Genomic DNA, 24,020 nt, shown 5'->3' on the forward strand with positions numbered 1-24,020 from the left:
ACCAGGGCGCAAGCTTTCCGAAACAATCCGGGCTTTTAAATCAGCTGGCCACTGACGATGGCTGTCACGCTTACTCTGATCGCTTGAGAGAAACTCCATTCGAGGCTCCATGGAGAAACTCCGTTCTATCCATTCGCTAACTCTCAATGACAGAGTGCAAAATCAAACAGAATGTGGGGCCAGAACAGCGGTTACGGTTAACCTATTCAGTCTAGGACCGTTTACCAATGAGATCCAAAATCCAGAAGATGCTACCCACAGCTGCGAATCTCTAATTGCACGCAACCCTACTTCATGTAAATTGCACCTACTGAACGCTGGGGGGAAGTCTTGCCGTCAACAACAACGATATGGAATCCCGACGACTGGGAGATATTCGCGCTTGGGTTGCTGAATTGTCGACATGGTGCTTTAAACGTTCAAAAGGTACCCGCCAAAGATCAAGGCGATCTTGGGATCGACTACTACTGCAATAAAGACAGTGTAGCATATCAGTGTTACTCGGTAGAAGAACCTATCGGAGTAGCTGAACGCGCGAAGAAGCAGAAAGATAAGATTACTAGGGATCTGGGTAAGCTTCAAAAAAACAACGTTATCGTATCAAAACTCTTCCTTGGCGCACCGATAAAGAGATGGGTCTTGCTCAGCCCATTACACGATAGCAAGGACGTCAACATACACTGCGCGAACAAGACCACTGAGCTCCGATCGAAAACCCTCCATTATCTCGACCCTGAGTTTGAGGTGCTTATTCATGATCAAGCTTTTTTTGGCGCTGATGTCCTAACGCTCAACGCAGCGCAACTATCATTGATCAAACTCAGCATCCCTAATCCAACTGATCCTCAAATTAGCTCTTGGGAGAAGAAGGAAGGGTCACAGGATTTGCTTTCCACCGCTCGCACTAAGCTTGCAAAGCGAACAACTCCTCAGAAACTCGAAGATGCGGTTGCAGATGCTGCCCGTTATCATCTGCAAGGCGCAGCGTTTATGAGTGCCCTTCGTTCTCAGGCCCCCGAGTTGCATGACAACCTTGCCACAGCGATTGCAAGTCGAAGGCGCCATTTAGAGTTTGCAGGACCCACTGCAATTACAGCCAGCGGCATCTTGAACGATGAGATTGTAAACCTCAAGGAAGCAATTAAGGGGGCGGCGCCAAACCTGTCGCAGGAAAACGTCGATCAGCTCGTGTTCGGAACAATCTCTGAATGGATAATGCAATGCCCATTGGATTTTCCAAATGTCCAGTAAAAGCACATTCTTAGACATTCTGAATACATCCAAATTCACGTTTACCGTACGCCCTGAACCCGTCGCCGGCGATCTGCGGATGGCTTGGGGATTGGCGATACTGCTCCTAAGTGTATTCTACAGTCGAGGGAAAAAGGCGAGTTTTCAGAAACTCCAGTTTCTTGCACACAATGTGCGGCTCGAACAAGGGCGGGAGGAGGCAATTGGATTGATCGCGGGACGATATCGTCCACTAGACGTATCGGTCAGAGTCGAGCCGTGGCTGAACCGCGCGGTGGCGCTAAGTCATTCGATGGGTCTTGTAAGCGTTAACAAAGGATCGGTGGTTGTTTTGACAGATGAGGGTCGTAAAGCAGCTGAGGAAATCGCCAAAGACAGCGACGTGCTACACGCCGAGCGAAGCTTCCTTTCTGAAGTTGCGCCGAAGCTGACAGATAAATTTATGAAAACGGTTTGGCGTCCGGAGGAGCTTATATGACCTTTAAATTGAGACGCTTTAAGCTTCGTGCACTCACAGAGCAGGGCTCGTACGGAGTTGAGCTCGGTTTTACCGACGGGCTAAATGTTCTCTGGGCTGACAACACCATGGGGAAATCAACCTGCCTTCAAGGGATGATTTACGCACTTGGTTTAGAACGGATGCTCAGCCCGCGTCGAGAAATTCCACTACCACACGCGATGACAAGCCATCTTCTAACAGATAGTGGCGCGAGCGTGCGAGTCGTTGAATCTGATGTGATGCTCGAACTGGAGAATTCAGTTGGCACAACAGTAACAGTTCATCGCCCTATTGTCTCAAAACTCGACGATCGCCTGATAACTGTACAGTTCGGCCCTGGACTGTCTGACCCCGAAGGCCATTATCGAACCCAGCAGTTCTTCGTCCGAGACCCAGGTGCGGCTCAACGCGAGGATGGGTTCCATCATTTCTTTGAGAACTTTCTTGGTTGGGAGCTCCCCATAGTTCGAGGTTACGAGAAGGAAGACATTAAGCTCTATCTCGAAACTGTTTTCCCTCTTTTCTGGGTAGAACAAAAGTCCGGATGGTCCTCCATTCCCGCAGCCATACCTACATACTTTCGCATTCGAGAGGTCCACAAACGAGCGGTCGAGTTCATCGCGGGGCTTGAGGCCTATGAATTAGAACGCAAACGTGAACAGTTAAATCAACGCATCAACGTTCTTACGAGCAGATGGGAAACAAATTGGCAAGAACTCAGCCAGTTTCTGAATCGATCTGCCTCACGCATAGAGGCACTTTCTAAGAAGCCTGTCACTGATTTAAATGCGATTACGAGTGGTTTCGTATCAGTAGCAACACAAGGTGGGTGGACGCCACTTGATGAGTATCTTAGGTCGCTGAGGTACGAACACGACTCCATTTCCCAAGCAGAAGTACCCATTGTGTCCGACAATGTGCCAGCCATAGAAGCCAAACTCGCCGAGGTGCTCACGCAAGTTGAGCGCCTCAATGTCCAACGTCTTTCATTTAACGCGTTGAGGCAAGTAAAATTGGCAGATGTTGACGCCCTGACACGGCGAATCCACGCCTTGCGGGAAGATCTTCAGAAAAACCAAGATGTTCAAAAACTACAGCGATTTTCAGGCGTTCAATGGTCCCTTAGTCCTGACCGCTGCCCGACCTGCGAACAAGGATTACAAGATACTCTATTATCTCAGAACGCGCTCGCATCGATTATGCCAATCGAAGATAATGTCTCATACATTAAATCTGAAATCAAAATGTTTGAAGATATACTTCGGCGCGAGGAAGAGGAAAATCAAGACCGTGAAGGTTTAGTTTCACAGCTAAATCGTGACCTCAGCGAAGCCTATACGGCAATTAGAACCCTAAGAGCTGACCTAGTCGCACCAGCGACAAGCGTTTCAGCTTCAGCGATTGAGGAGCGCATTCTGATTGAACAGAAGATCAAAGATTTTTCGGAGCTACAGTCTTTATTTGATGGTGCGGTAAACGGCTTCAGCGATTTGTCCAAGCAGTACACGGCTCTCCTTAAAGAGAGAAACGCGCTCCCTGACGACGAGCTATCTGACAGCGATAAGGCAAAGCTTAACCGACTATCTGAATTGCTACGTGCGCAAGCACAGCAATTCGGTTTTAAAACATTTCGACCTGACGATCTTGCTATTTCCCTTGATACGTATCGCCCCGAAGTTGAAGGTTTTGAAATCGGTTTTGAAACTTCTGCCAGCGATGCAATACGATTAAAATGGGCCTATCAGCTGGGCTTGCTCGAACTGGCCGCATTAAACATTACAAACCACCCGGGTGTTTTGGTCTTTGACGAACCGCGACAGCAATCATCTTCGAAGGTCAGCTTCGAGCAGTTGTTGCGAAGAGCAGCGAAATCAAAGGATCGTGGGCAACAGGTGATTTTCTCGACGAGTGAAGATTTGTCGATCCTTGAACCGATAATAGGCGAAATTGAGTGCACAAAGATCATTCTCAAGGGGCACGTGCTCCAACCAATTTCCTCAGTCGATTGAAGCCGAATTGCTGTGATTAAGCGTGGAATATTAGGGGGTGACTCATATTCTATAAGTTTCTGTTTGAAAGTACTGGGGGTATCGAAAAGAAACACGCTATGGATTTCGGTTTTCATTTGTCGTCCCTTATCCCGGATGGACTAATTGCGCGACGCTTCGACGTGAGTGATGACATTATTACCATTTTCGCGAACGAGTCCGCAGATCAGGGCAGCTGCTCGTCGCACAACGAGGTTTCAGATCGTGTTCATAACCGTTACATTTTGAAATAAGCGGCGTGTCAATCACCAGATGCTGCTGCGCCCTTATCGCAAAATGTTAAAAAGGCAATATCCCGTCGGTGCGCTCAAGGGGTTTCGTCACAACTAGGCGATCTCTGATCTGTAGAGCTAATCAAGGGCCGGCCACGTATCGAGCTCAAAACTAAAGTAACCGACGATGTCGGCAGAGCCAGGAGCCTCCCATTCGGGCGCCGGGCCGCCTTTGAGAACTGATCTGGAAAGTAATAGGTTCGACGCGCTGCATGAGACCTCGCTCACCATTATACAGGCTGGGCAAGCGCCGCCGCGGCTGTCACACAGACTCCCTGAGCCGCATCGAAGCATTCGCGCATCGATCGAGCGCCGCAGGAAGTCCATAGCGTGGTTTCGCCACATGGCCGAGATGTTGGCCAGATCCGGGGTCATCCCCTTCCGGTAGATCGTGAATGCGAGATCGGCGGGGAATATGTACTCGCCGATGCCATCTCGATCGAGGCCGGACGCATCCGCCAGCGAGTGGATTAGTTGGTGGGAAAGGGAGTGGAGGAGCATGTAGACGAACGGCGCAATCTCTCGCGATTTGCCTTGTCGTTCCTTGTTCTTGTACTTGTCGAGGAACTGGCCGAAATCCTGGTAGGATTCAAGATACGCTCTTGCGAGGTCCGATCCGGAGGTTGGGAGACCTTCCACATTGTTTTTCTGGAGCCATTTCAGGACGCGCTGCTCGTCAAGCTTGATATAGAGCGCCTCGTTTTTCTGCTGCGTGACGTAAATCGGCCTGTCACCATCCCGCATCGTATCGAACGCCACCAAGCGCACGGGCATCGGGACTTTGCGGTTGTTAGACTCACGCTGGTAAACTGGCGTCGACGAAACGCGGGTGTAACCGAAACTGTACTCGCAGATTGGCAGGCTGCGGAGCAAATACATCTGGCTGATACCAGTCTTTCCGAATAGGTCCTTGATATCGGCCTGATAGCGCTTCAGCTTGTCTGGGACGCCAGCCTTCTCCATGAGTGTGATATCGGGATTGAGGACATCAACCGCCGTCTTCCGAACCCCCGACTGGGAGTCCTGGATGTGTTCCTCTACGAAGGCTGCGTGTTCAATCGTCAATCTGATAGGGTCGAACTTCCGAGCCCAGTCCTTGCGAATCCCCACGGCGAACTCGATTGCCTGGCTCTGCAGTCTTCCTCTCTCAAGCAGACCTGCGTCGAACCAACCTTCGCGGAGCTTTCGCATCGCATTGCCGAGATCGGCACGATCGGACGCTCCTTCGGCGCGCTTCTGGAACATCTTTCGAAGAGACTTATACTCTTCCCAATCGTCCTGCTTACCATCTTTCTCCAGTTTGGACTCAATCTCCGCATCGGACGGCTCCTGATACGGTATGGAATGAATCTCGGCGAGCTTTTGCAGAAGCTCCTCCGTATGTGTCGTCCTCATCAGCTCGACGACCTTGGTCTCCCGGAGTTCGATAAAGCTCGCGCGCTGCGGATAGAAGGCGCTGCTTGCTCGATACGATACCGGAAGCATGTCGATTTCGATCCACTCGAAGGACTTGCCGCAAGGCTTTAGACTGTCGGTTTTGAGCTTCTGAAGGACATGTCGTTCGGCCTTCTTGAGATCGCGCGGCGTCCCGCATCCCTCGCAGACGTACTTCCATTCTGAAAACACAGGAGCGCTGTTCTTCAGAGTAAATTGCTGCCATCCGCAGGTGCAGTGCGTAATCTGCCGCGTCGCGCCAGCGCGATCGTCGAAGGTATAGTTGTAGGGGCTCAGCGGCTCAATGGTACCGTACCAGTGTGCGTATACGACGTCTACCTGCGTCCAGCGGGATTCGTGGTCCTTGCAGCGAGCAGGTAGTTTCCTATCGGCCAGTTCGGAGACGCTCCTGTATTCTCGAACGGTCCCGCAATCTCCGCACTGAAACAACAACGGGTAAGGGACGTACCCCACGACGTTCGGCTGGTTCAGAACGAAATCCGTCTGGTTGATCCTCACTTCCTTGGTGGCAAGGTCGTAGAAGGCGTCGTCGAGAATGAATTCGTCGAGCGCATCCGGGCACCCTTCCCTAGCTCTCTCCCTCCAGCTTTCCGCGAATTCGCGGACGCCCTCGAAGATAGTGTCGCTGACGTTTCTGGGCAAACGCTGCGAGAACGGCATTCTGATCGGGACCGACTTGCAGATACCCCGCCCTCCTTCCCATGTCATCAGGACACCGGGAGCATAGGATGTTGCGATTTGCGCGCGCGAGCGCTGCATGATTGGCGGCGCCGCCTTCTTCGCCGCTTCCGTTTCTTCGGGAGATGGGCGGCGCTTGCGGCCGCGCTCCATGTCTAGCGTCTTAGCTCCACCGCTCATATCAACTCTCCAGCCTTTCGATCTCGCCGTCTGTTTCCGCGGCATCCCCGCGCTGCCTTCGGATTGACCTCATGACGGCAGCGATGTCGGCGGCATCCATGATGCGGGTGTTTCCTGATGCATTACGGTCGAAGTCTGCAGCAACGATCAGGCCTGCCTCGTCCACGTCGCGAAGGGAGGTCATCGGTTTCTTAAGCGTCGAATCCTGTTCTTCCCAGTAGCGCCGCAACTTAGCCTCGTAATTCAAATCCTTCATCGCTCTGCTGAGGTTCTGAGAAGCTGCGTCGGTACGGCTTCGGTAGTATTCCCCAGCAACGGGCTTGCCGATCGCATCGGGGCCTTTCCCGGCGAACCCCATCGATGCGAGCATGAAGGAGCCGATGTCGTTGGCGAAGCCAAGTGTATCCCTGGTGGCCAGTCGGCTTAGGATCGTGGTCGAGTCCCGGGTGACGAATTCCGACTTCCGATTATCCGGCAGGTTGAGAAAATTGCTGGCATCCCCTAACATCGCCCAAGTCTGGAAGTATGAGGCACGGACCCGGTCGATGGCCGCGTCCGACCACCGTTCCACGGCAGGCGGGGCGATCATTCGCTCCAGGAAGCGATGGAAGATGTCGTGTGTCTCGATCACATACCGGTCGCGCCGGCTTTGCGGGGTGGGAAGCAGCATGACGAACCCGACATGAGTTCGGCCGACACGGCTCGAGGCCTGGATGTACTCTGCGATGTCGGAAGGCAGTCCTGCAAAGAACATGCTGTTGAATCTGTCCACATCTACGCCATGGCTGATTGCCGAGGTGGCGACGATGTTTCTGAGCGTTTCGCCGATCTCTGGATATCCGGTTTGAGCGAATGATGTCTCGGCGTCCTTCATCACGCTCTGGATTTCCTGCATGTCGATGCCGCCGGAGATTAGTCTGCTGCGAAACTTGGTCTGAGGAATCCCTGCTACCGCGTGCTTCTGTGCCACGGCAGAGTGCAAAGCATCGATGATCTGGTCGCCGCCCTTCTTGTTGGTCACGTAGGCAAGCGCAATGCGATGGAGGTCCACAAGTGCCATGATCTCGTCTTCGCGTCCTTCGGTCGTAGCGCGCCCGATGGCGGCACGTCTCCAGGCGCCTAGCTTTCCCGCCGATACCGATGCTGACAGCTCGCCGATGGCGGTCTGAGTTCGGGCGGGATCGAGCAAATCGCACCACAGATGGGAGATGACGGTGTGGAAGGAGCTCAGAACTCCAACCGTGGTCACTGTGTGGGTGGCGTCATTGGTCATCAAGGAGACGTAGAGACGCATCCAAGGTGCCGTCGCCTCGGGAACGAGGTGGCTCGGCAGTTCCGTCGATAGAGCCACGCGTTCGCCATTTGTTGGCGGGGCTCGATCCGGCTCTGCGAAGAAAGAGCGATAGATGTCAGGACCGGGATACGGGTATCGCAGCGGTTTTCGCTGATAGAGTGTCCTGAGCTGTCGATCGGGATCGCTGATGGTGGCGGTTGCCGCCACGATCTTGGGAAGACGCGGAACGAGCTTGTTGGAAGCATCTCTGTATCGGCTTACTGCCAGCTTTTCCCCGGCCATCTGGCTGATTGTCGTGAAGGTGTTGTCGAGCAGGGTGTCAAAAAGACCGCTGAATGTGCCCAGGCTTTCTTCGAGAAGGTGAGCTTCGTCCTGGATGATGAGCGATGGAAACGGATCGACGAAAACACTGCTACCGTTCTCGTAGGCGGGGGCGACGCCACGAAGACCAACGGCCGCGGGACCGTTGAGCAGCGTCTCCCTATCAGATGGGCTGGACAGATGTCCATCCGGACCAATCCATCGGGCCAGTCCGAACATTCCAAGGATTTCCGTAATGGTAGACGTGCTCTGGCCGAGCATTGCCAGCTTGTCGACGGTGCCGAGTACAATCGCGGGAGCTCGCTGGTATATGGTATCGTCGGTTAGCAGAAAGGGAAGCGGACTAACGCCCTCATGGATCTTGTTCCACTCGCATTTCGCATCGAAGCAGATGATGGCGGCAAATTCAGCCTTTCCACCGGCCGCCTTGAACTTCCGCAGCCCGGTGGCCTGCCCGCAGCATGGGCACGTCGGGATCTTGTTGTAAGAAGCCTGTGCTTCCTGATACCGCTTCGCCTCTCTGCTCCGGCCGTACCCGATTTCCTGATCGTCCGGATAGTCGCCCAGATTCGGCAGAGCTGCCTTCAATTCGCTGAAACGGTTTGGCGTGTTAGACGATCCGACCCAGAAGCCGATCTCTATTGGCCAGTTTCCGACCTTCTTTTCCTTGCGAACCACCTCGCTCCACACAATCAGCCGCAGGAGGCGTTGCGCCTGCTGGAGAGTAAGGAGTCTGAGGGGATAGCGGATCATCGCGGTTATGCCGCGTTCCTTGCCCCGAAGTCTATCGAGGAAGACGGCGAACACTAGCGCACCGTAGAACGCTTCTGACTTGCCGCCGCCCGTGGGGAAGTAAAGCAGGCTTACTGCAAGTTCATCACGCTCGACGTCGAAGGCGTCGGAATATTCCTCCATCCGGGACGCAAAAGTCGGAATGTGAGCCAGTATGAAGGCGAGCTGAAATAGGCGCCAACCTCTCTCAGGGTCTTTTCGATCGCGCCGTGCAAAGGATTCATTCATCATTAGCCACGCTTGCCATGGAGCCGCTTTCCGTCGAAGCCTGTCCGCTTCCAGTCCCGTAGCTTGCGTGGCGGCGAGTGCAGCTTCGCGGGCGTATATCAGTACTCGTACGCCCTGCTCGATATGGCGTGCCTCCAGTCGCTGCCCGGCTAGGTCGGTTGCAAACCGCTCCTGTTCTCGTACTGCGTCGTCGGAAGAAAGCCCACGTGCGATTTTCGGTGCGATATCCCTTTCCTCTTCGTCGATCCACTTGCGATACTCGTCGGCGAGATCAAGCAGACGGGAGACGTCATAACCATCGGCCAGCGGTCGGAACCGGTATTCGACACGGTCAATCCGGCGCGGAACAATACGAGGCTGGTTGAAACGCGGTGACCAAGTCGTCGAAAGCTCCAGAAGTCCCTCCTCGATCTCCTGGCTTTCCACGCCGCAGTTTAAGCCTATTGCCGGATAGGTCATGAAATCGCGGAATCTATACGACGCCTCTACGCGGTCGAGCTGAATTGGCCTGTGATCGCCTCTTAACATCTTCAAGGAAATGCTCGTCCCGAAGATGGCATTGCACTTGTATCGGGACTCTACCTTGGAAAGCTCAGTGCAGCCGTTGTCGAGTGTAACCCGGATCGATGCGCGAGACGGATCCGCGAAGTCTCGCTGTCGCTCGGCACGGAGCGCCACTGCTCTAAGGTCAGGGAGTAGCTTCGGATCGGCGGGTGCCTTCAACAACTCGGCAATGAAGTTATTCCAATCGGCTTTGCTGGCCGCGTTGGCTGGCGAGACGGTCTGGTCCCGCCAGGCGATCTTCGCGCCCTCGCCACTGAGCCATTCTGCAAGCTGCGCCAGCACCTCGGTGATCATGGTATTCGAGAACTGTTCGAACTGTTCCTTCAGGGCGCTTCCGGAAAGTGCTGCCGACCAGGTGAAACTTGGCAGCTTCAGGTCGATCCGCTTCCATTTGGGCGGTATGGCCGCGGGCGACAGCAGGGCTGTCGGGATCTGCGCGCCGCCAGTCACAAGCCTGCCTATGGCCGGTGATGGAGCGGCATCCGGATCTTCGGCGCCGTCGACGGGAGCAGCCTCATCCGTCTCTTCCGTCTGACTACCCTCGGAGCTTCCGAACCTGTCGAGGCTCGCCTTGTCCAGGATGATGCCATGCTTCCCGTATACGCTGTTGCGAAGGCTGTCGCGGATCTCGCGTCTGCGCGAGTGAAGTGCCTCCCTCTCCTCCTGTGACAGCTCGTTCCAGTCCGAACGATCCAGTTTCTCCTGGGCATAAAGTTCCTGGCGACGTCCGCGGATCTCTTCGTCGATCTCCTGCTTCTTGTCCTTTCTCAGCTTGAAATCGATTGCGATACCGAACCGCTCGGTGGAGATCTCCTCCCAGGTGGGAAGGACGCGCACATAGACGGAAAACCGTGGGGCTACAGTGATCTCGGACGAACTCTCTGCATCGATATTGAAGTCCATGCCGATTGCGGCAATCTTGATGTCGGACGTTTCGTCCTCGTTTTCCCTCGACATTCTGGGCAACAACTGGCCGGAGAAGACGCTTCTGCGTGGGCTCTTGCCATATACGATCCGACCCGCCTCGTCGGTCCCGCTTGCCCGCCGGGTGATCATGTTAACCAGCGCGTCGCAGACAGCTTCCTTAAGTTCGACATCGATGCTAGAAAGTTCGCTGGGTGTCTTGGCCTTCATCATGGCTTGAATCTCCGGATGGCTCTGACTGGCGAGACGTATTCTTCAGCTAGGCGTATCAGCTGGGCGATTTCGTTGGCGCGCTTGGTATCCCTGGCAAAAGCGAGGGACGCGTCTGGATCGGTCAGGATGTTGAGGTAGGCGTCGTGGAATTCCATTCCGGCCTTCATTCTGAAGCTACGCTGGGCGCGGACGCCCCAGTGCCAGAAGCGGTTTGCAAGATTGGCGGTGATCCCCAGGGCAGCCGTGAACTTGGTGAAGGTTTCGGGCTGTCGTGGGGCTTGGGTGACCACATCCTCCAGTCGGGCCTGCAGCTGCTTCTGGAGGTGAACCCATCGACGAACCGTTGCGATCTGAAGATTGGGATCGCCCATTTTGTTGATGAGAGTCCGGATCTTGTCGCTCTCATGAAGCCCGCTGAGCCTTGCAAAGCGATCCATCACCTCCTCGTGGTAGTCCCGGATTGCTTGTGATGCATTGGCCCGGATGCTTAGAAGGAGGCGTGCGCGGTCAACGAAGCTGGAGCTAATGACGCATATGTTGTCCCGCTCATGGGCATCCTTTGCGGCTATCCGTCTGAAAGTCTGGATAGACCGCGAGGTGTCCAGGCGCACGAGTGCCGAACCCGGGCGAGCGATAATCGTCTGACCGCCTTCCATCGTGAGTTCAATCAGCTCGCCGTCGGTTTTGCTGTACGCCCCGACGAGGTTGATCACGGACTCTGACGGAAAATGTACTTCTTCCGGCAGCTCGGGAGTCTCGGAAAGCTCAATCGGAGCCATGCCCAGACCAGCCACATCCTTCTGGGCATTGTCAGCGAACAGGCGAAGTCTGGACGCTATCTCCGGCTCCCTGAGCTGCTCTGCCAATCGGGACGCATCGCGGGCCGAATACTTGAGCGTGTCTCCGTCGGCGAGAACGATGACCTCCGCGGGCAGCCATGTCCGAGCGAAGAAACTGAGAACTCCATCGCGCGGTGGAGATACAACGAAGATCCTCTTGAACCTGTTTCGCTCGGACGGAGCGAAGCCAGCGATGTCCGTGAGACCGCCGGGGCCGGAGAAGACGATCATCTCGTTGTCGAGCTTGGCACGCAAATTCGGAATAACCCGGCAAAGATATTCCTCCGCAAACTCGGCAAGTGTCTGTTTTCGGAACATGAAGAGTGTCTTGGACGACGAGTTAATGACCCTGCCGACGGCATGCTCCAACATCTTCGACATCGGCGTTGCTCGATTGAACTCCGTCATCGCCGTCGCGGCCTCCTGCAGCGCGGCGGCTAGCTCGGACCCACCGACGACGAATGCTCGATGGGACGGCTGCTGAAGCATCTGCACTTGCGGTGCAACGCGGTAATTCTCAATCACGTCCGCCGCGGCTGCCTGGCCGTGCTCGTTGAAAAGATACTGGTTGAAGGCTGAAAAGGAGCCGGGAAGGCACGAGGTCCGACGCAGCTTCGCGATGATATCGTTGATCGCAGCAAGCCCGGAGGGATCGCCTCCCCGCTTCACCCGATGACGCACCGCCCGCAAGTCATCTATGATCTTCCGGCCGGGCCCATTGAAGCCCTTGACTTGGACAGTCTCTACTCCGGACCAGGCGATCGCTTCTTCCCGGGATTCGAGAACCAGCGAAGATAGTGCCGTGATGGTCTTGGATTTTGCAGGCTGGAGTTTCCGACTACGCGGCTCGTTAATCTCACTGAATATCTCGAACCGTGTCTTGTCGAAGGTCCACGGATCCTCGGTGATTGCGACGAAGCCGGTGCGGGGAAATGCTTTCCGCATCAGCTTGTATATGCGGGCGGCCCGATCGACCCAATCGTCGCCGAGCCTGCCTCTTCCTGTCCGCGTGAGGTCAAAGAGGATCAGGTTCAGGCCGCCGCGGACCTTTCGCATCGCGTGTTCCTCTCCCCGTTTGAGGCCGTAGAGGAAGTACTCGGCTTGATTTCCGTCGTTCGCGTGCTTGCTGACGGTATTGTGTTCCCTTAGATCCGTTCTCGACGCTGTCCGCCAGAGAAGCGAACCGTTGGAGTGGACGATCCCGTCGCAACCGCCGTGGGGGAGAATCTCATCCAGGGTCGGGTGCTCGAACTCCGCACGTATTGTGCCGTCCCTGCCCTTTCCGGAAAGGGTGGAGACGCGGCTCAGTATCTGATGATAATCCTTGAGGGATCGGGCATCGTCATTTTCGACACTGTGTCTGTGCAGATGATCGAGATGGGTGCGATGAAGATATTTCCGGTCGACCTGGATATCGCGGGCCAACTCGTGGGTGGTCCTGGCGTATGGATAGATCATAGCCTTGAAGCCCTTGGGCCGTTCAAATGACTTCACCTTTACGCCGTACCTGTCGATCATGGTTTCCTTAGCCACCGCGACGTCAGCAAGGGTAAGCAGCGACGCAATAGCCGATAGGCAGATGTCCCGTTCCGGCCAGGTCATCAGGACCGTCGGTTCGCCCTCTTCCGATGCCTCGATCGAGGCTCGGAGGATCTCGTTATAGACATCGGAGAGCGGCTGAGGGTCTTCGCCGATCGGTCGAAGCGGAACGTTGGCAAGCGCGGCAAGCCGCGCATCAGCAACGGTGGCAATTCTGTAATTTTCACTGGCCGGATCTTCGCCCTGGAAGCATTTTGGCTCCTTATCGGTTGAAAGAGCGGCAAGCAGAGCGCTTCTATGCTTCGCGTTCTCTTCACGCTGGCGCAGGCGGTCGGACAGCGATGTGTTGGGGGCTCCACGAAAGCTGCCTCTCATCACGACGCCTCCGAAAACGATTGAACATTGCCGTTTCGGTAGGCAATGACCGCCGCCTCCTCTATGTCGTCCGTCTCCTGCAATGCAGTTCGAAATGCGTGTGGAGTTGGGAGATCGAGCTTACGGAGGAGCTTCACCGAGACAGTGGCGGTTCCCGAAACGGCCCGGTAGCGTTCGTCCACCGCCTTGGTATTGAGGAGCGACACCAGAAGATCGAGATGCGTTGCGTTGGACGCGGAAAGGACGATCGTATGGTTCTCGGATACGAATCCTTTCCAGGGAGCAATCGATTCTTGGTCAACCGTTGCGGCTACGATACGACGTGGCTGGCTGCTGTTCGTAATGCGTTGCACTATGGCGGCAGGTCCGTACACGATCGCAGTGCTACCGGGAGGAACGCGAACGAAATCAATGCCGTCGCCGCTGCGGTTCAAAGGACGGCATAGGCTCTTTGTCTTAACGTTCTTTGCCCAAAACAAGGGATAGGCGTAGCCATCTGCCGAATCACAAATTCTGTCCCATTCCCTATTCCAGACGAAATATCCCGCCTTTGCAGAAACGCCGTAGTCCGACAGTGTTGCGCCGCCGTAGTCGCTCATTGCGTCTGTTCGAGCCAACCACGGTGACGACATGTCATCTGGAAGTAGGCCGGCCGGAACAGGATGAGAGACGCCGACTCCCGTGATTGCTGGAAATTTCACTCGGTGGTTGGCACGATGCGGCGGGCCCTTTCTCACCAATAAAACGCTTACATCTTGTGCCACGTCAGCGAAAACGTCCGCCCGATTCGTGACAGTACCCAGTACCAATATCTGTCCTTGGCTTGCAACAAACGACCTCATGCGGTCATAGAGCGGTCCTCCTCGGAAACTGGAGGGTATGACGAGTGCAACCAGACCATCTTTTCTAGCGACGCGAAGACAAAGTTCGGTAAAGATCGCGTATTTGTTGATATGATTGCGATATGCGACCTTCCCCCACCTGGCTTCTGGAAGATCATTCGGTCTCATGCGGCCATAGGGAGGATTAGCGATTACCAAATCATAGGACACATCCGACTGTGCATAGATACTATTTCCGACCCTAACAATCTGACGGCTCCGAAAGCCCTCAAGTTGTTCGGCGATTAGAAATTCCGACATCTGCGCAAGTTGTTCATCGATCTCGATGCCGTTCAAACGATCGGCGATATCCTTCTTCGGTAAGCCCGCACGATGCATCCTATCTGCAATTAAGGATAGAAACGCAGCTCCTCCCGCTGCCGGGTCAAGGACGTGGTGCTTCTCGATATCAAAGCCATGTTCCAAAGTCATGTCGATGACGGCGCTCGCCAGATAAGGTGGTGTGAAATAAGCGGCTTGAGCCCGCCGGTCCACAGGTGACATCATAAGGGTGTAGAGGGTGCCGAGCCAATAATTGCGATCGTGAACAGGTAGGGTTGCGAGCCTAGCATTGAAGCTCGCGACTTCCTTGCTTTCGAAATGGTCCAGATCAATGCAGACGTTTCCGATGTCCTTGTCGTCTGGCAGACATTTGAGAAGCGCGCGCGCAGCAGTTTTCGCTAGTGTAAGTATCGGCAACGCCGAAAGTCCCCTCGCCTTCAATTCCCCCACCTCGCATTTCCTACATACAGGAGTCGCCACTTGCACCATTCGAAGCAACCGTCACGTCTTCCCGCGACACTTGAGTCACCATGCGCGAATCCCACAGCCCAAAGTAGTATTTTCGATTTCTTTAATATGTCAAAGTCAAACTTGATTTGATGAACGCATTTGTGCGAACTGGCGTTAATCCGTATTGAGTAAGCCTTAGTTTAATTGGGATCTCGAACATGCGTAGCACGGATCGCTCAATAAAGCGATTTGCCCTCTCGGACGCGTAGGCTTTTGCTGACGCTCCTCCGAGACCAGTTGCTTAATTAATCCCCCACGCGCGAAACCGCCCTCTGCCGGTCATTTCGCGGAGGTTAAGCTCTTCGACGAGGCGAAGGGCGGCGCGGGGTGTGATGTCGAGTTCTTTGGCTATCAGGCCTGTCGACACAAGTGGCCTGGCCAACACAAGTTCAATCATACCCGGCAGATTTGACGAGGCACGCCGTCCGGTCAGCCGTCGTTCCAGCATCTGGCGTGCCAGCAACAGCCGGTCATGCTCCTTAAACCCAAGCTCGACGCCAGCAATCAGGCCGTCGAGACTGGCGTGCAACCGGGTTTCGAAATTGCGATGCCGCCGCCGATCAACGCGGATAGTTTTGAGGCCAGCATTGAAGGCCACAAGATGTGCCTGAGTGGTCAGACCTTCGCGCCGTAACAGAGATGCCGCCAGCAAACGACCCAACCACGGCGCCCGCTGCAACACCGCGAGCTTATTCCAGGCATCGAGCGCCAGGATAGCCTGCAACACCGGCGGCAGATCCCGGATCGAACGCAACACGGTTCGCCATTCGTTGAGCCGTTCCTCCTCATCCCAGTCGGGTTCGCGGATCAGCGGGTCTGTCTCCGGCTTCGCCAGCCGTTGCGGCTGCTTCACCCTTGCCAACACGTCGTCGGATCGTGTCAGCACCGCGTCAATGGCGTCGAGATCAATATCGTGCTGCTCGAGCCCATCGTCCAACCAACCTTTCCTCCCCGCCCCGTCGCGGTGGTGCTGATCGACCGCCGGGTCGTGCTCCGCTGCACTTTCGCTCTCTGCGGCGATGCCGCCATCACCAAATGGCGCTACAGGCCATGCCTGTCGCACACTGCGCAAACCGTTTGGGCTCAACGCCCATCCAGGTTCATGCGCTACAATGCGTCGGCGCGTCTGCAACACATCCCGGGCAATGGTCAGCGCGTGACTGGGCGAGCGGATATCACGGGCCGCGTCATGCAGGATGAGATCCTCCATCTCGACCAGTTCGCCATCGAGCCACAGCGAGGCGCAGGCATCGGCAAAATGCAAACGCTCAATCAGCCCTGTGCCAACCGGCGAATGGGCAAGCCGCTCGTCAAGCCGTGCCAAAGCCGCACCGGCGAGCGCCAGAGGCTGCAACAGAGTCTGGAGAGGCAACTGGTCGAGATCATAACGCATTGAATTTATAGTAAATGAATTGTTAAACGGACGCCAGTATCTATTTAATGTCCGGCACTGGTGATAGCTTGAGGGAAGGTCTATAACATCCGATAAGTATATGTTATCCGAGGTCATGTGTACGAGGCATTTGTACGTGTTGTGAAACAATGGTATCAATGGCGTATGACCAATTTCGGAGGTCCCGATGCCCCAGACAAGCTACAAGATCAGCGAAGCCCGCAAGAATTTCGCCGAAGTCCTCGATCGCGCCAACAAGGGCGAAGATATCGTCATCATGCGTGGCAACGAAGTTTACGCCCGCATCGGTCCGGCAGCAGACGGTGGCAAGCGCCCTTTTGGCCTATTGCGCCATCGTGGCTTGCCCGACAACCTGTTGGATACAGTTGATGCAGAGCAGGCGGCGATCGATGCCGGAGACTGGAATGATGATACCGGCGTCTGGCAAGGCAAATCCAACAATAGCGAAAACACGAAATGAAAATCCTGCTCGACAGCCACGCCGTCTACTGGTGGACAATCGGTAGTGATCGCCTGTCCCCGACGGCACGGTCGCTGATCGAGGACAAGGCAAATGCTATCCTCGTCAGTGCGGTCACGTTCTATGAGCTGGACAACAAGATGCGCCTGAACAAGCTTGATCTCAAGCCCCAGGAACTGCGGGCAGCCGTCACGGAAAGCGGCCTGCAAACACTCGCCATCACCGATCTGCATGCCGAACTTGCAGCAAATTTTGATTGGGAACATCGCGATCCGTGGGACCGGATTCTTGCCGCTCAGACGCGGCTTGAGCACTGCACTTTTATCTCGACGGATCTGGCGTTCGACGCGGTTCTGCATGAGCGCGTCTGGTAAGGGCAGTGGCGGTGAAGATATTCGTGGACATTGCAGAGGCGGCGGAGCGATTTGACGAATTGATTGACTTCGTTTTGCGCGATGACGAGGTCGTCATCTGTCGAGCTGGCGATCCTATTGCCGCGATCGTGCCAATTTCGCAGAACGGCCAGGGCACATGGGATGAATTCCGGGCGCTGACGCTTAAGGGAAGACCTGCAAACACGCAACAGACTTCGAACCACGATGAACTATATGACGAGAACGGACTGCCGAAATGAGCAGCTCGTCGTCAGGTTCGATCGAAAAACGCGCCGAGACTTTAGATATGATAGCGGCTGTTCTGCCGCTGAACCGCCGCGAGAGGCTCGCCGGGCTATTGACCGATCAGGATATCGAAACCCTGCGCCACCTGGTCAATGAAGGCATGGGCGAAAACACCCTGCGCGCGCTGACTTCTGATCTGGCCTATCTCGAGGCCTGGTCAATCGCTGCAACCGGCAGCCGCCTGCCCTGGCCAGCGTCTGAAGCTCTGTTACTGAAATTCGTTGCACATCATCTCTGGCGGCCGCAGCAGCGCGAGATCGAACCCGATCACGGCATGCCGGCCGACGTGGAGGAGGAATTGCGTCAACGCGGGTTCCTGCGCGTATCCGGGCCGCACGCGCCGGCAACCGTCCGTCGTCGTCTCGCTAATTGGTCAACACTCAACCGCTGGCGCGGTCGTGAGGGTTCGTTCTCATCTCCGGCCGTCAAATCGGCGATCCGGCTTGCCGCGCGCGCCATCAACCGGCCCAGAGCTCGCAAAAGTGCCATCACCGCCGACATTCTGGGCAAGCTGCTGGCAACCTGTTCCAGTGAGGATCTCACCGCGCTCCGCGACCGGGCCATCCTTATGGTGGCCTTCGCCTCAGGCGGACGTCGTCGCAGCGAAATTGCTGGTCTGCGCACAGAACAGCTCGTCAAACAAACGCCCGTCACCGCTGAAGACGGTGCTCCCCTCCTTTCACTCGCCATTCATCTTGGCCGCACCAAAACCAGTGGCATCGCACAGGACGACGTCGTTTATCTGAAGGGCCAGCCCGTCGACGCCCTCACACGTTGGCTGGAAGCGGCAAAAATCGATAAGGGCAGCGTGTTTCGGAAGATCGACCGATGGGGGAATGTTTCGGCACGCGCGCTTGAACCGAGTGCAGTCAACCGGATCGTCAAGCAACGCGCACAAATGGCGGGGTTAGAACCGGATGAGTTTTCTGCGCATGGTCTTCGTTCCGGCTACCTCACCGAAGCTGCCAATTGCGGTATTCCGCTTCCCGAGGCTATGGAACAATCGCGCCATCGCTCGGTGCAGCAAGCATCCGATTATTACACCAGTGCAAAACGGAGCAGCGGACGCGCATCCAGGCTGCTTTAATTATAATTTCGCCCGTATTGGGCATTGTGATCTATTTTACAACCATCATTGCATAGGATTCTGGTAGCAGAGCACCCTTGGTCGCATGAATGGAAAAATCCCTGGCGTGCGGAGTTATCACACAGTAATTCGCGTGAAGATTGATCGCAAAAGCGTGGTGGCCGGAGGAGGCTGTGAAATTGAGTGAAGGCACGGCTTCTGTTTCCATCCAGTGACGGCTCAGCCACCACATAGCGGCTGAGACGGCGATAATCTGTCTTAGGCTCGCGGCCGCAGCACGGGAAGCGGTTCCGCCCGTCCCACGATAAAGGCGTAGGAAAACGCCCCGACCAAAGCCATGATTGCTGCCATTAGAAAGGAGGGGGTATAGCTGCCCCCGAATTGATCGAGCAGAAAGCCGAACAGGAACGGGCTGAAGATCCCGGCAATATTGGAAGCAAAATTTTGGATGCCACCAATCGATGCGACATGGTGCGAGCTTGGTGCGACATCGGCAGGCAACGACCAGATCGCGGTCGCGGCAATGGCCAGACTGCTATAGGAGACCGCGAGGAAGAAGAGCGCAGCATAAAGGGATTCAACCATGGCGGCGGGCAGAATGGCGGTGCCACCCAGCATGCCGCCTACCATCACAGTCTTGCGCACGGTAGTGACATTGGCACCGCTGTGAATTGCCCCGTCAGCCAGAATACCGGCGAGCCAGGCTGTGACCACCGCCGCAAGGCCGGGCAGCATGCCGTAAAGCCCGAGCTCGGTGATATTAAGCCCCCGGGCGGTCTTCAGATAGGTCGGAAACCAGGTCAGGAAGAAATAAATGACGAAGTTCAGGCAAAAGAAGCCGAGCATCATCCCCCAAACGGTGCGGTAGCGAAACAGATCGATCCATCGGATATTGTGGGCTTCCATTTCGTCATTCTCATCGGTACGGGCGCCGTTCTGGATGATATATTGACGCTCGAGATCATTGGCACGTTTATGGTCGTTGGGATCGCGATAGGTTTTATACCATAACAGTACCCAAACGATGCCGATGGCGCCCAGAATTATGAAGGAATAGTGCCATGTCGCAAATGCGATGATCAAGGTGACGATGGGCAATGCCAGGACTGTGCCGACACGCGAGCCGGAGTCGATGACGGCTGCCGCGAAAGCGCGTTCGTTTCTGGGGAACCAGCGCGATGCCGCTTTGGTTGCTGCGGGATAGGCCGGCGCCTCGCCAGCGCCGAGAAAGAACCTTACAGTAAAAAAGCTCCAGAAGCTGTTGGCAAGCGGTGTCAGTGCGGTGAAGACCGACCACCACACTGCAGCGAGTGAAAAACTTTTGCGCGCGCCCAGCTTGTCGGTAATCCAGCCGGCGAACAGCATCATGCCGTCATAGGACCAGAAAAAAGCACCCAGGATCAGACCTTTCTGGGTATTGGTGAGGTTGAGTTTGAGTTCCTGATCAATAAAAGGCAGAGCAACGCTCATATTGGCGCGGTCAAGATAATTGATCGCAATGCCAATAAAGCACATGAAAAGAATCAAATAACGGAAGCGCGTGGCCCCAGAAGGAGCATTTTTTGAAGTGTCCATTCCCAATTTCCTCCCGGGATGTATCTTCGCTCAGCAATGGGGGCGGGCGCTGATCAGCCCGGTTGTATTATCGGCGCAGGCGGAGCGATGCAAAAACGCGCTGCGAGATCGGCAAATGACTTGAGCGTCACCGGATCCATCCTCACACCTTGCTGTTCGCGCTGTTCTGCAACCCGCCATTCGCGATCACCCGACGCCATGACAGTTAAGGATTGTCGAGCTGCGGAGTGCGCAACGTATCAGAATAACGGGTTATGCCGGCACCGATCACCGCATGATCAATAAAGGCGTCCGGCTTGAGCGCAAAGACGAAGGTTTATCGCAACAACCTGATATCTTTGCACATTATAATCCATGCTCTAAGAGGTGACCCATCACTGAATACTGAGACAACATCACCATGCGTCCTTCGGTTGTTTGTTCCAAACAACAATAAATGTTATAAAGACCTCTTCTGGGTCACAACCGAGAGAGATGAGAGTAAATTTGCGAGAGTTGCGATCATCTACCTGCAGCGATCACAAAAAAATTAACAGTAAATCCTTGCAGTCTCTCTCTTACCATCATGGGTGTTTTTGTCTTTTGCACCCATAAATATTTGATAAGAGTTTTCAAAATGGAATTGTATGGATTGTGTTTAGAAATAATAATCTGGGAATATTTAACATCCCATCCGTTACACCCTGAAGAGTTGTATTCATTTCTATATTTTTTAATTGTCTTTATATAGTCCATAATTTTTGACATTTGCTTGCCCGCTTCAATGAATTTTCTGCAAAGTAAGCCGTAGTTTTAATTTAGCTATGGGAAAAGAAACCATATTGGTAGTAAATCAAAAACAGCCGCACAGAGTCTGATATAAGACAATAGAAACAGGTTTTTATTCTTTCCAAAATGAGAACGATTTTGTTTGAATTGCCATATATCCCTGTCCCGCATCATTGCCCATGAGACCAAATTGGATGGATTGGTCAGGCCGTGTGGGCGGATTACCTCAGTTCATGGAAATTGGGTTCCCTGACTGAACGTTGTCTGATTCATGAATGCCAACGGCATCGTTACCTTAACCTGAATGTTAATCTTTACCGCGATAACGGGTGATACCTGAACCTCGTTCTTCGCCTTGTCATCCCCATCGCTATCCATCTTAGATACTTGCCGAAGCTGTATGGTTGTATTTTCGCTTTCCACTGAGCTTTCGAATGGTTGAAGACATGCTTGGCTTATCGCGGGATCTTCGTCACACATAAGACAGTGTGTGAATGTGCTAAAAAATTCCGATGGCCTATGCCGAGGCTATCCGTCGTCGCAAACAGCGGCTCGGCGATAAATGACACTTGGATGAATGCGTAATATCTATCAAAGGTGAGCATCACGTTCGTTGGCAAGAGGCTGACCAGGATGCTTTTGTGATAGATGTTCTGGTTAAGAAACGCCGCAATACCAGGGCGGCCAGGCGCTTCATGCGCAAGCTGTTGATTCTCACCTCTTTTTAGGCCAGTTTTCCATTTCGAGCTAACTTACAAAAATTCGGAAATCAACTTAGGTTTCAACCATTTACATGTGGATTGGCTGATCAACACCAAACAAAAAACGGGATCAAATCCAGGTTAAATTCGACATGCAATGTTTTATTATGATCGGATGGCCAAAACTAACACATCGCTTATGCGAAACAATTTCTCTGCGAGAGTAAACGCAACAGAACCTGCCAGCAAGATGCAACATCCCAGAACGCTCATGGCACCGTCGTAAATAGTCCCTAAACCAACAACGAAAAGCGTAGCGACAAAACCTGACCCCGGCTCAATTAACAACACGCCGCTGCCAAACCCTTGCAACAAAAATCAAAAGTCACTTTTACAGCCGTTTTGACCTTGCGTCGCGCTCCTTCTCCCGCCCACTATGGACCCGCACAACTTTTTGGAATCAATCAGATGCGCTGTAATTAGTCGCTCAGAAAAGAGTGATCGCGTTAAAATAAGGGATGGAGTTTGATGAAAAAGATTGGGAAGCTACTTTCTGCAGCGCTCGTTGTTGCTGCATTCAATAGCACAGCGCTGACACAGAGCTTTGCAAAGACATTGGTTTATTGCTCGGAAGCATCGCCAGAGAACTTTGACGCGGCTCAGACCACCTCTGGTGCTGTGTATGATGCATCAGCACGCAACATTTCAAACACCCTTATTAAGATCAAACGCGGTGCCACAGAGCTCGAGCCGGGACTTGCAGAAAGCTGGGATGTTTCTGAGGATGGAAAAGAGTATACTTTCCATTTGCGAAAAGGCGTTAAGTTTCACGCGACCGATTTTTTCACGCCCACGCGCGAATTCAACACGGATGATGTAATCTTCACCTTCGAGCGTCAGGGGGATGAGAAAAATCCTTATTACAATCAGGGAACCTGGCCACAGTTCGGCGCTTATTCTTTTCCCACGTTGATCGAGAAAATTGAAAAAATCGACGATCACACCGTTAAGTTTGTGCTCTCGCAACCTGAAGCGACTTTCATCTCGACGCTTTCTCTGACGTTTTCAGCAATCCAGTCGAAAGAATACGCCGATAAACTGGTCGCAGATGGCAGACTGGAAGACCTCAGTCAAAAACCAGTCGGCACTGGACCATATCAGTTTGTAGCTTATCAAAAAGACAGCGCTATTCGTTATAAGGCCAACCCTGATTATTGGGGTGGAAAGCAGAAGATCGACAATCTTATCTTCGCGATAACACCAGATGCAGCGGTTCGACATCAAAAACTAAAAGCCGGAGAATGCCACGTTATCGCAGCGCCAAATCCGGCAGATATTGCGGAGATGAAACAAGATCCTTCGATAGCTATGCTGAGCAGAGATGGAATGAACCTTTCATTTCTTGCATACAATACGCAGCAGAAGCCATTCGATGACGTTCGCGTGCGCAAAGCACTCAATATGGCAGTTAACAAGCCGGCAATCATTGATGCGGTTTATAACGGCTCAGCTATTGTTTCAGTAAATCCGCTTCCACCAGCTGTTTGGGGCTATAACAAGGACGTTAAGGACGATCCTTATGATCCTGATCAATCGCGCAAGATTCTGGAAGAAGCAGGTGTTAAAGATCTGAAGATGAAAATCTGGGCAATGCCCGTGCAACGTCCTTATATGCCAAATGCTCGCCGCGCGGCTGAATTGATACAATCTGACTTTGCCAAAGTGGGCGTTAATGCAGAAATTATCACTTACGATTGGGGTGAATATCTCAAGCGTTCACTGGAAAAAGACCGCGATGGCGCCGTCATGCTCGGCTGGACGGGTGGTATAGCAGATCCTGACAATTTCCTGGCTGCTCTTCTCGGCTGTCAGGCAATTGGCAGCGCAAACCGCGCCAATTGGTGCAATCAGGATTTTGAAAAGCTGATCCGCGCAGCCAAACTGACAACAGATCAGGCCGAGCGGACAAGACTTTATGAGCTGGCACAGGTCATATTTAAAGAGCAAGCGCCGTGGCTGACCATCGCACATCAAGTTGTAGAGCAACCTGTGAGCACTAAAGTAAAAGACTTCAAAATTGATCCATTTGGTGGATATCTTTTTGAAGACGTCGATATTGAGGAATAAAGGCCCATACCTTTACTCTAATAAACAGGCAAGAAAGACCGATTTGCGAGCGACATGAACGCT

At 53.9% G+C, this 24,020-nt stretch carries 14 protein-coding genes and 1 pseudogene; 9 read left to right on the forward strand and 6 right to left on the reverse strand.

All coding sequences use genetic code 11. The features are described 5' to 3' along the window. The first annotated feature begins 330 nt into the window (after positions 1-330). From ACOZHT_RS21450 to ACOZHT_RS21460, 3 genes are read left to right on the forward strand one after another with little or no spacing between them, the layout of a single operon-like run. A complete protein-coding gene (locus ACOZHT_RS21450) occupies positions 331-1,251 on the forward strand; it encodes a hypothetical protein (RefSeq protein WP_421566530.1) in 921 nt (306 codons plus the stop codon). Next, positions 1,241-1,729, forward strand: a complete 489-nt coding sequence (locus ACOZHT_RS21455) for a hypothetical protein (RefSeq protein WP_421566531.1) — start codon at positions 1,241-1,243, stop codon at positions 1,727-1,729. The genes ACOZHT_RS21450 and ACOZHT_RS21455 overlap by 11 nt, the downstream gene beginning before the upstream one ends. Next, a complete protein-coding gene (locus ACOZHT_RS21460) occupies positions 1,726-3,759 on the forward strand; it encodes a hypothetical protein (protein ID WP_421566532.1) in 2,034 nt (677 codons plus the stop codon). Before ACOZHT_RS21455 ends, ACOZHT_RS21460 begins: the two co-directional genes overlap by 4 nt. A gap of 389 nt (positions 3,760-4,148) precedes the next feature. Here ACOZHT_RS21460 and ACOZHT_RS21465 read toward each other — a convergent pair whose 3' ends face one another. The 5 genes from ACOZHT_RS21465 to ACOZHT_RS21485 all read right to left on the reverse strand — a co-directional run bounded on the left by ACOZHT_RS21465 (position 4,149) and on the right by ACOZHT_RS21485 (position 16,538). Continuing rightward, positions 4,149-6,383 (reverse strand): hypothetical protein, encoded by a 2,235-nt coding sequence (locus ACOZHT_RS21465; RefSeq protein WP_421566533.1) that lies wholly within the window; start codon positions 6,381-6,383, stop codon positions 4,149-4,151. A 1-nt stretch (position 6,384) separates the two neighbouring features. Further along, a complete protein-coding gene (locus tag ACOZHT_RS21470; protein ID WP_421566534.1) occupies positions 6,385-10,719 on the reverse strand; it encodes a DEAD/DEAH box helicase family protein in 4,335 nt (1,444 codons plus the stop codon). Further along, complete coding sequence (locus tag ACOZHT_RS21475; protein WP_421566535.1) at positions 10,716-13,472, reverse strand: hypothetical protein; 2,757 nt, start codon at positions 13,470-13,472, stop codon at positions 10,716-10,718. Before ACOZHT_RS21475 ends, ACOZHT_RS21470 begins: the two co-directional genes overlap by 4 nt. Further along, a complete protein-coding gene (locus ACOZHT_RS21480) occupies positions 13,472-15,085 on the reverse strand; it encodes an N-6 DNA methylase (RefSeq protein ID WP_421566536.1) in 1,614 nt (537 codons plus the stop codon). Before ACOZHT_RS21480 ends, ACOZHT_RS21475 begins: the two co-directional genes overlap by 1 nt. Before the next feature lie 301 nt (positions 15,086-15,386). Next, positions 15,387-16,538, reverse strand: a complete 1,152-nt coding sequence (locus ACOZHT_RS21485; protein WP_421566537.1) for an RHE_PE00001 family protein — start codon at positions 16,536-16,538, stop codon at positions 15,387-15,389. 187 nt (positions 16,539-16,725) lie between these two features. On the opposite strand from ACOZHT_RS21485, the gene ACOZHT_RS21490 reads away from it, so the two are divergent. Genes ACOZHT_RS21490 through ACOZHT_RS21505 form a run of 4 tightly spaced genes read left to right on the forward strand, consistent with a single transcriptional unit; the run spans position 16,726 to position 18,786 of the window. After that, positions 16,726-17,019: a type II toxin-antitoxin system prevent-host-death family antitoxin gene (locus ACOZHT_RS21490; RefSeq protein ID WP_339514978.1), complete on the forward strand. Its 294-nt coding sequence runs from the start codon at positions 16,726-16,728 to the stop codon at positions 17,017-17,019. Further along, the gene (locus ACOZHT_RS21495) at positions 17,016-17,393 is read left to right on the forward strand and encodes a type II toxin-antitoxin system VapC family toxin (protein WP_339514976.1); all 378 of its coding nucleotides are present in this window, start codon (positions 17,016-17,018) and stop codon (positions 17,391-17,393) included. Before ACOZHT_RS21490 ends, ACOZHT_RS21495 begins: the two co-directional genes overlap by 4 nt. Positions 17,394-17,398: 5 nt before the next feature. Continuing rightward, positions 17,399-17,653 (forward strand): type II toxin-antitoxin system Phd/YefM family antitoxin, encoded by a 255-nt coding sequence (locus ACOZHT_RS21500; protein WP_421566538.1) that lies wholly within the window; start codon positions 17,399-17,401, stop codon positions 17,651-17,653. Continuing rightward, a complete protein-coding gene (locus ACOZHT_RS21505; protein WP_339514972.1) occupies positions 17,650-18,786 on the forward strand; it encodes a site-specific integrase in 1,137 nt (378 codons plus the stop codon). The genes ACOZHT_RS21500 and ACOZHT_RS21505 overlap by 4 nt, the downstream gene beginning before the upstream one ends. A gap of 258 nt (positions 18,787-19,044) precedes the next feature. On the opposite strand, the gene ACOZHT_RS21510 is transcribed toward ACOZHT_RS21505, so the two are convergent. Next, positions 19,045-20,361 (reverse strand): MFS transporter, encoded by a 1,317-nt coding sequence (locus ACOZHT_RS21510; protein WP_339514970.1) that lies wholly within the window; start codon positions 20,359-20,361, stop codon positions 19,045-19,047. Between the two features lie 1,151 nt (positions 20,362-21,512). Here ACOZHT_RS21510 and ACOZHT_RS21515 point away from each other — a divergent pair. Continuing rightward, positions 21,513-21,839: pseudogene (locus tag ACOZHT_RS21515) on the forward strand (DDE-type integrase/transposase/recombinase); the annotation flags it as partial. Positions 21,840-22,358: 519 nt separating this feature from the next. Then, positions 22,359-23,957, forward strand: a complete 1,599-nt coding sequence (locus ACOZHT_RS21520; protein WP_421566539.1) for an ABC transporter substrate-binding protein — start codon at positions 22,359-22,361, stop codon at positions 23,955-23,957. Positions 23,958-24,020: the final 63 nt, after the last annotated feature.

Source organism: Ochrobactrum sp. EDr1-4, assembly GCF_049199085.1.
Classification (GTDB): Bacteria; Pseudomonadota; Alphaproteobacteria; order Rhizobiales; family Rhizobiaceae; genus Brucella.

Excerpts from the sequence above, each read along its gene's own strand:
- ACOZHT_RS21475 (WP_421566535.1), bottom strand. The coding sequence starts at position 13,472 with ATGAGAGGCAGCTTTCGTGGAGCCCCCAACACATCGCTGTCCGACCGC.
- ACOZHT_RS21520 (WP_421566539.1), top strand. The coding sequence starts at position 22,359 with ATGAAAAAGATTGGGAAGCTACTTTCTGCAGCGCTCGTTGTTGCTGCA.
- ACOZHT_RS21505 (WP_339514972.1), top strand. The coding sequence starts at position 17,650 with ATGAGCAGCTCGTCGTCAGGTTCGATCGAAAAACGCGCCGAGACTTTA.
- ACOZHT_RS21455 (WP_421566531.1), top strand. The coding sequence starts at position 1,241 with ATGTCCAGTAAAAGCACATTCTTAGACATTCTGAATACATCCAAATTC.
- ACOZHT_RS21510 (WP_339514970.1), bottom strand. The coding sequence starts at position 20,361 with ATGGACACTTCAAAAAATGCTCCTTCTGGGGCCACGCGCTTCCGTTAT.
- ACOZHT_RS21470 (WP_421566534.1), bottom strand. The coding sequence starts at position 10,719 with ATGATGAAGGCCAAGACACCCAGCGAACTTTCTAGCATCGATGTCGAA.
- ACOZHT_RS21495 (WP_339514976.1), top strand. The coding sequence starts at position 17,016 with ATGAAAATCCTGCTCGACAGCCACGCCGTCTACTGGTGGACAATCGGT.
- ACOZHT_RS21485 (WP_421566537.1), bottom strand. The coding sequence starts at position 16,538 with ATGCGTTATGATCTCGACCAGTTGCCTCTCCAGACTCTGTTGCAGCCT.
- ACOZHT_RS21460 (WP_421566532.1), top strand. The coding sequence starts at position 1,726 with ATGACCTTTAAATTGAGACGCTTTAAGCTTCGTGCACTCACAGAGCAG.
- ACOZHT_RS21490 (WP_339514978.1), top strand. The coding sequence starts at position 16,726 with ATGCCCCAGACAAGCTACAAGATCAGCGAAGCCCGCAAGAATTTCGCC.
- ACOZHT_RS21465 (WP_421566533.1), bottom strand. The coding sequence starts at position 6,383 with ATGAGCGGTGGAGCTAAGACGCTAGACATGGAGCGCGGCCGCAAGCGC.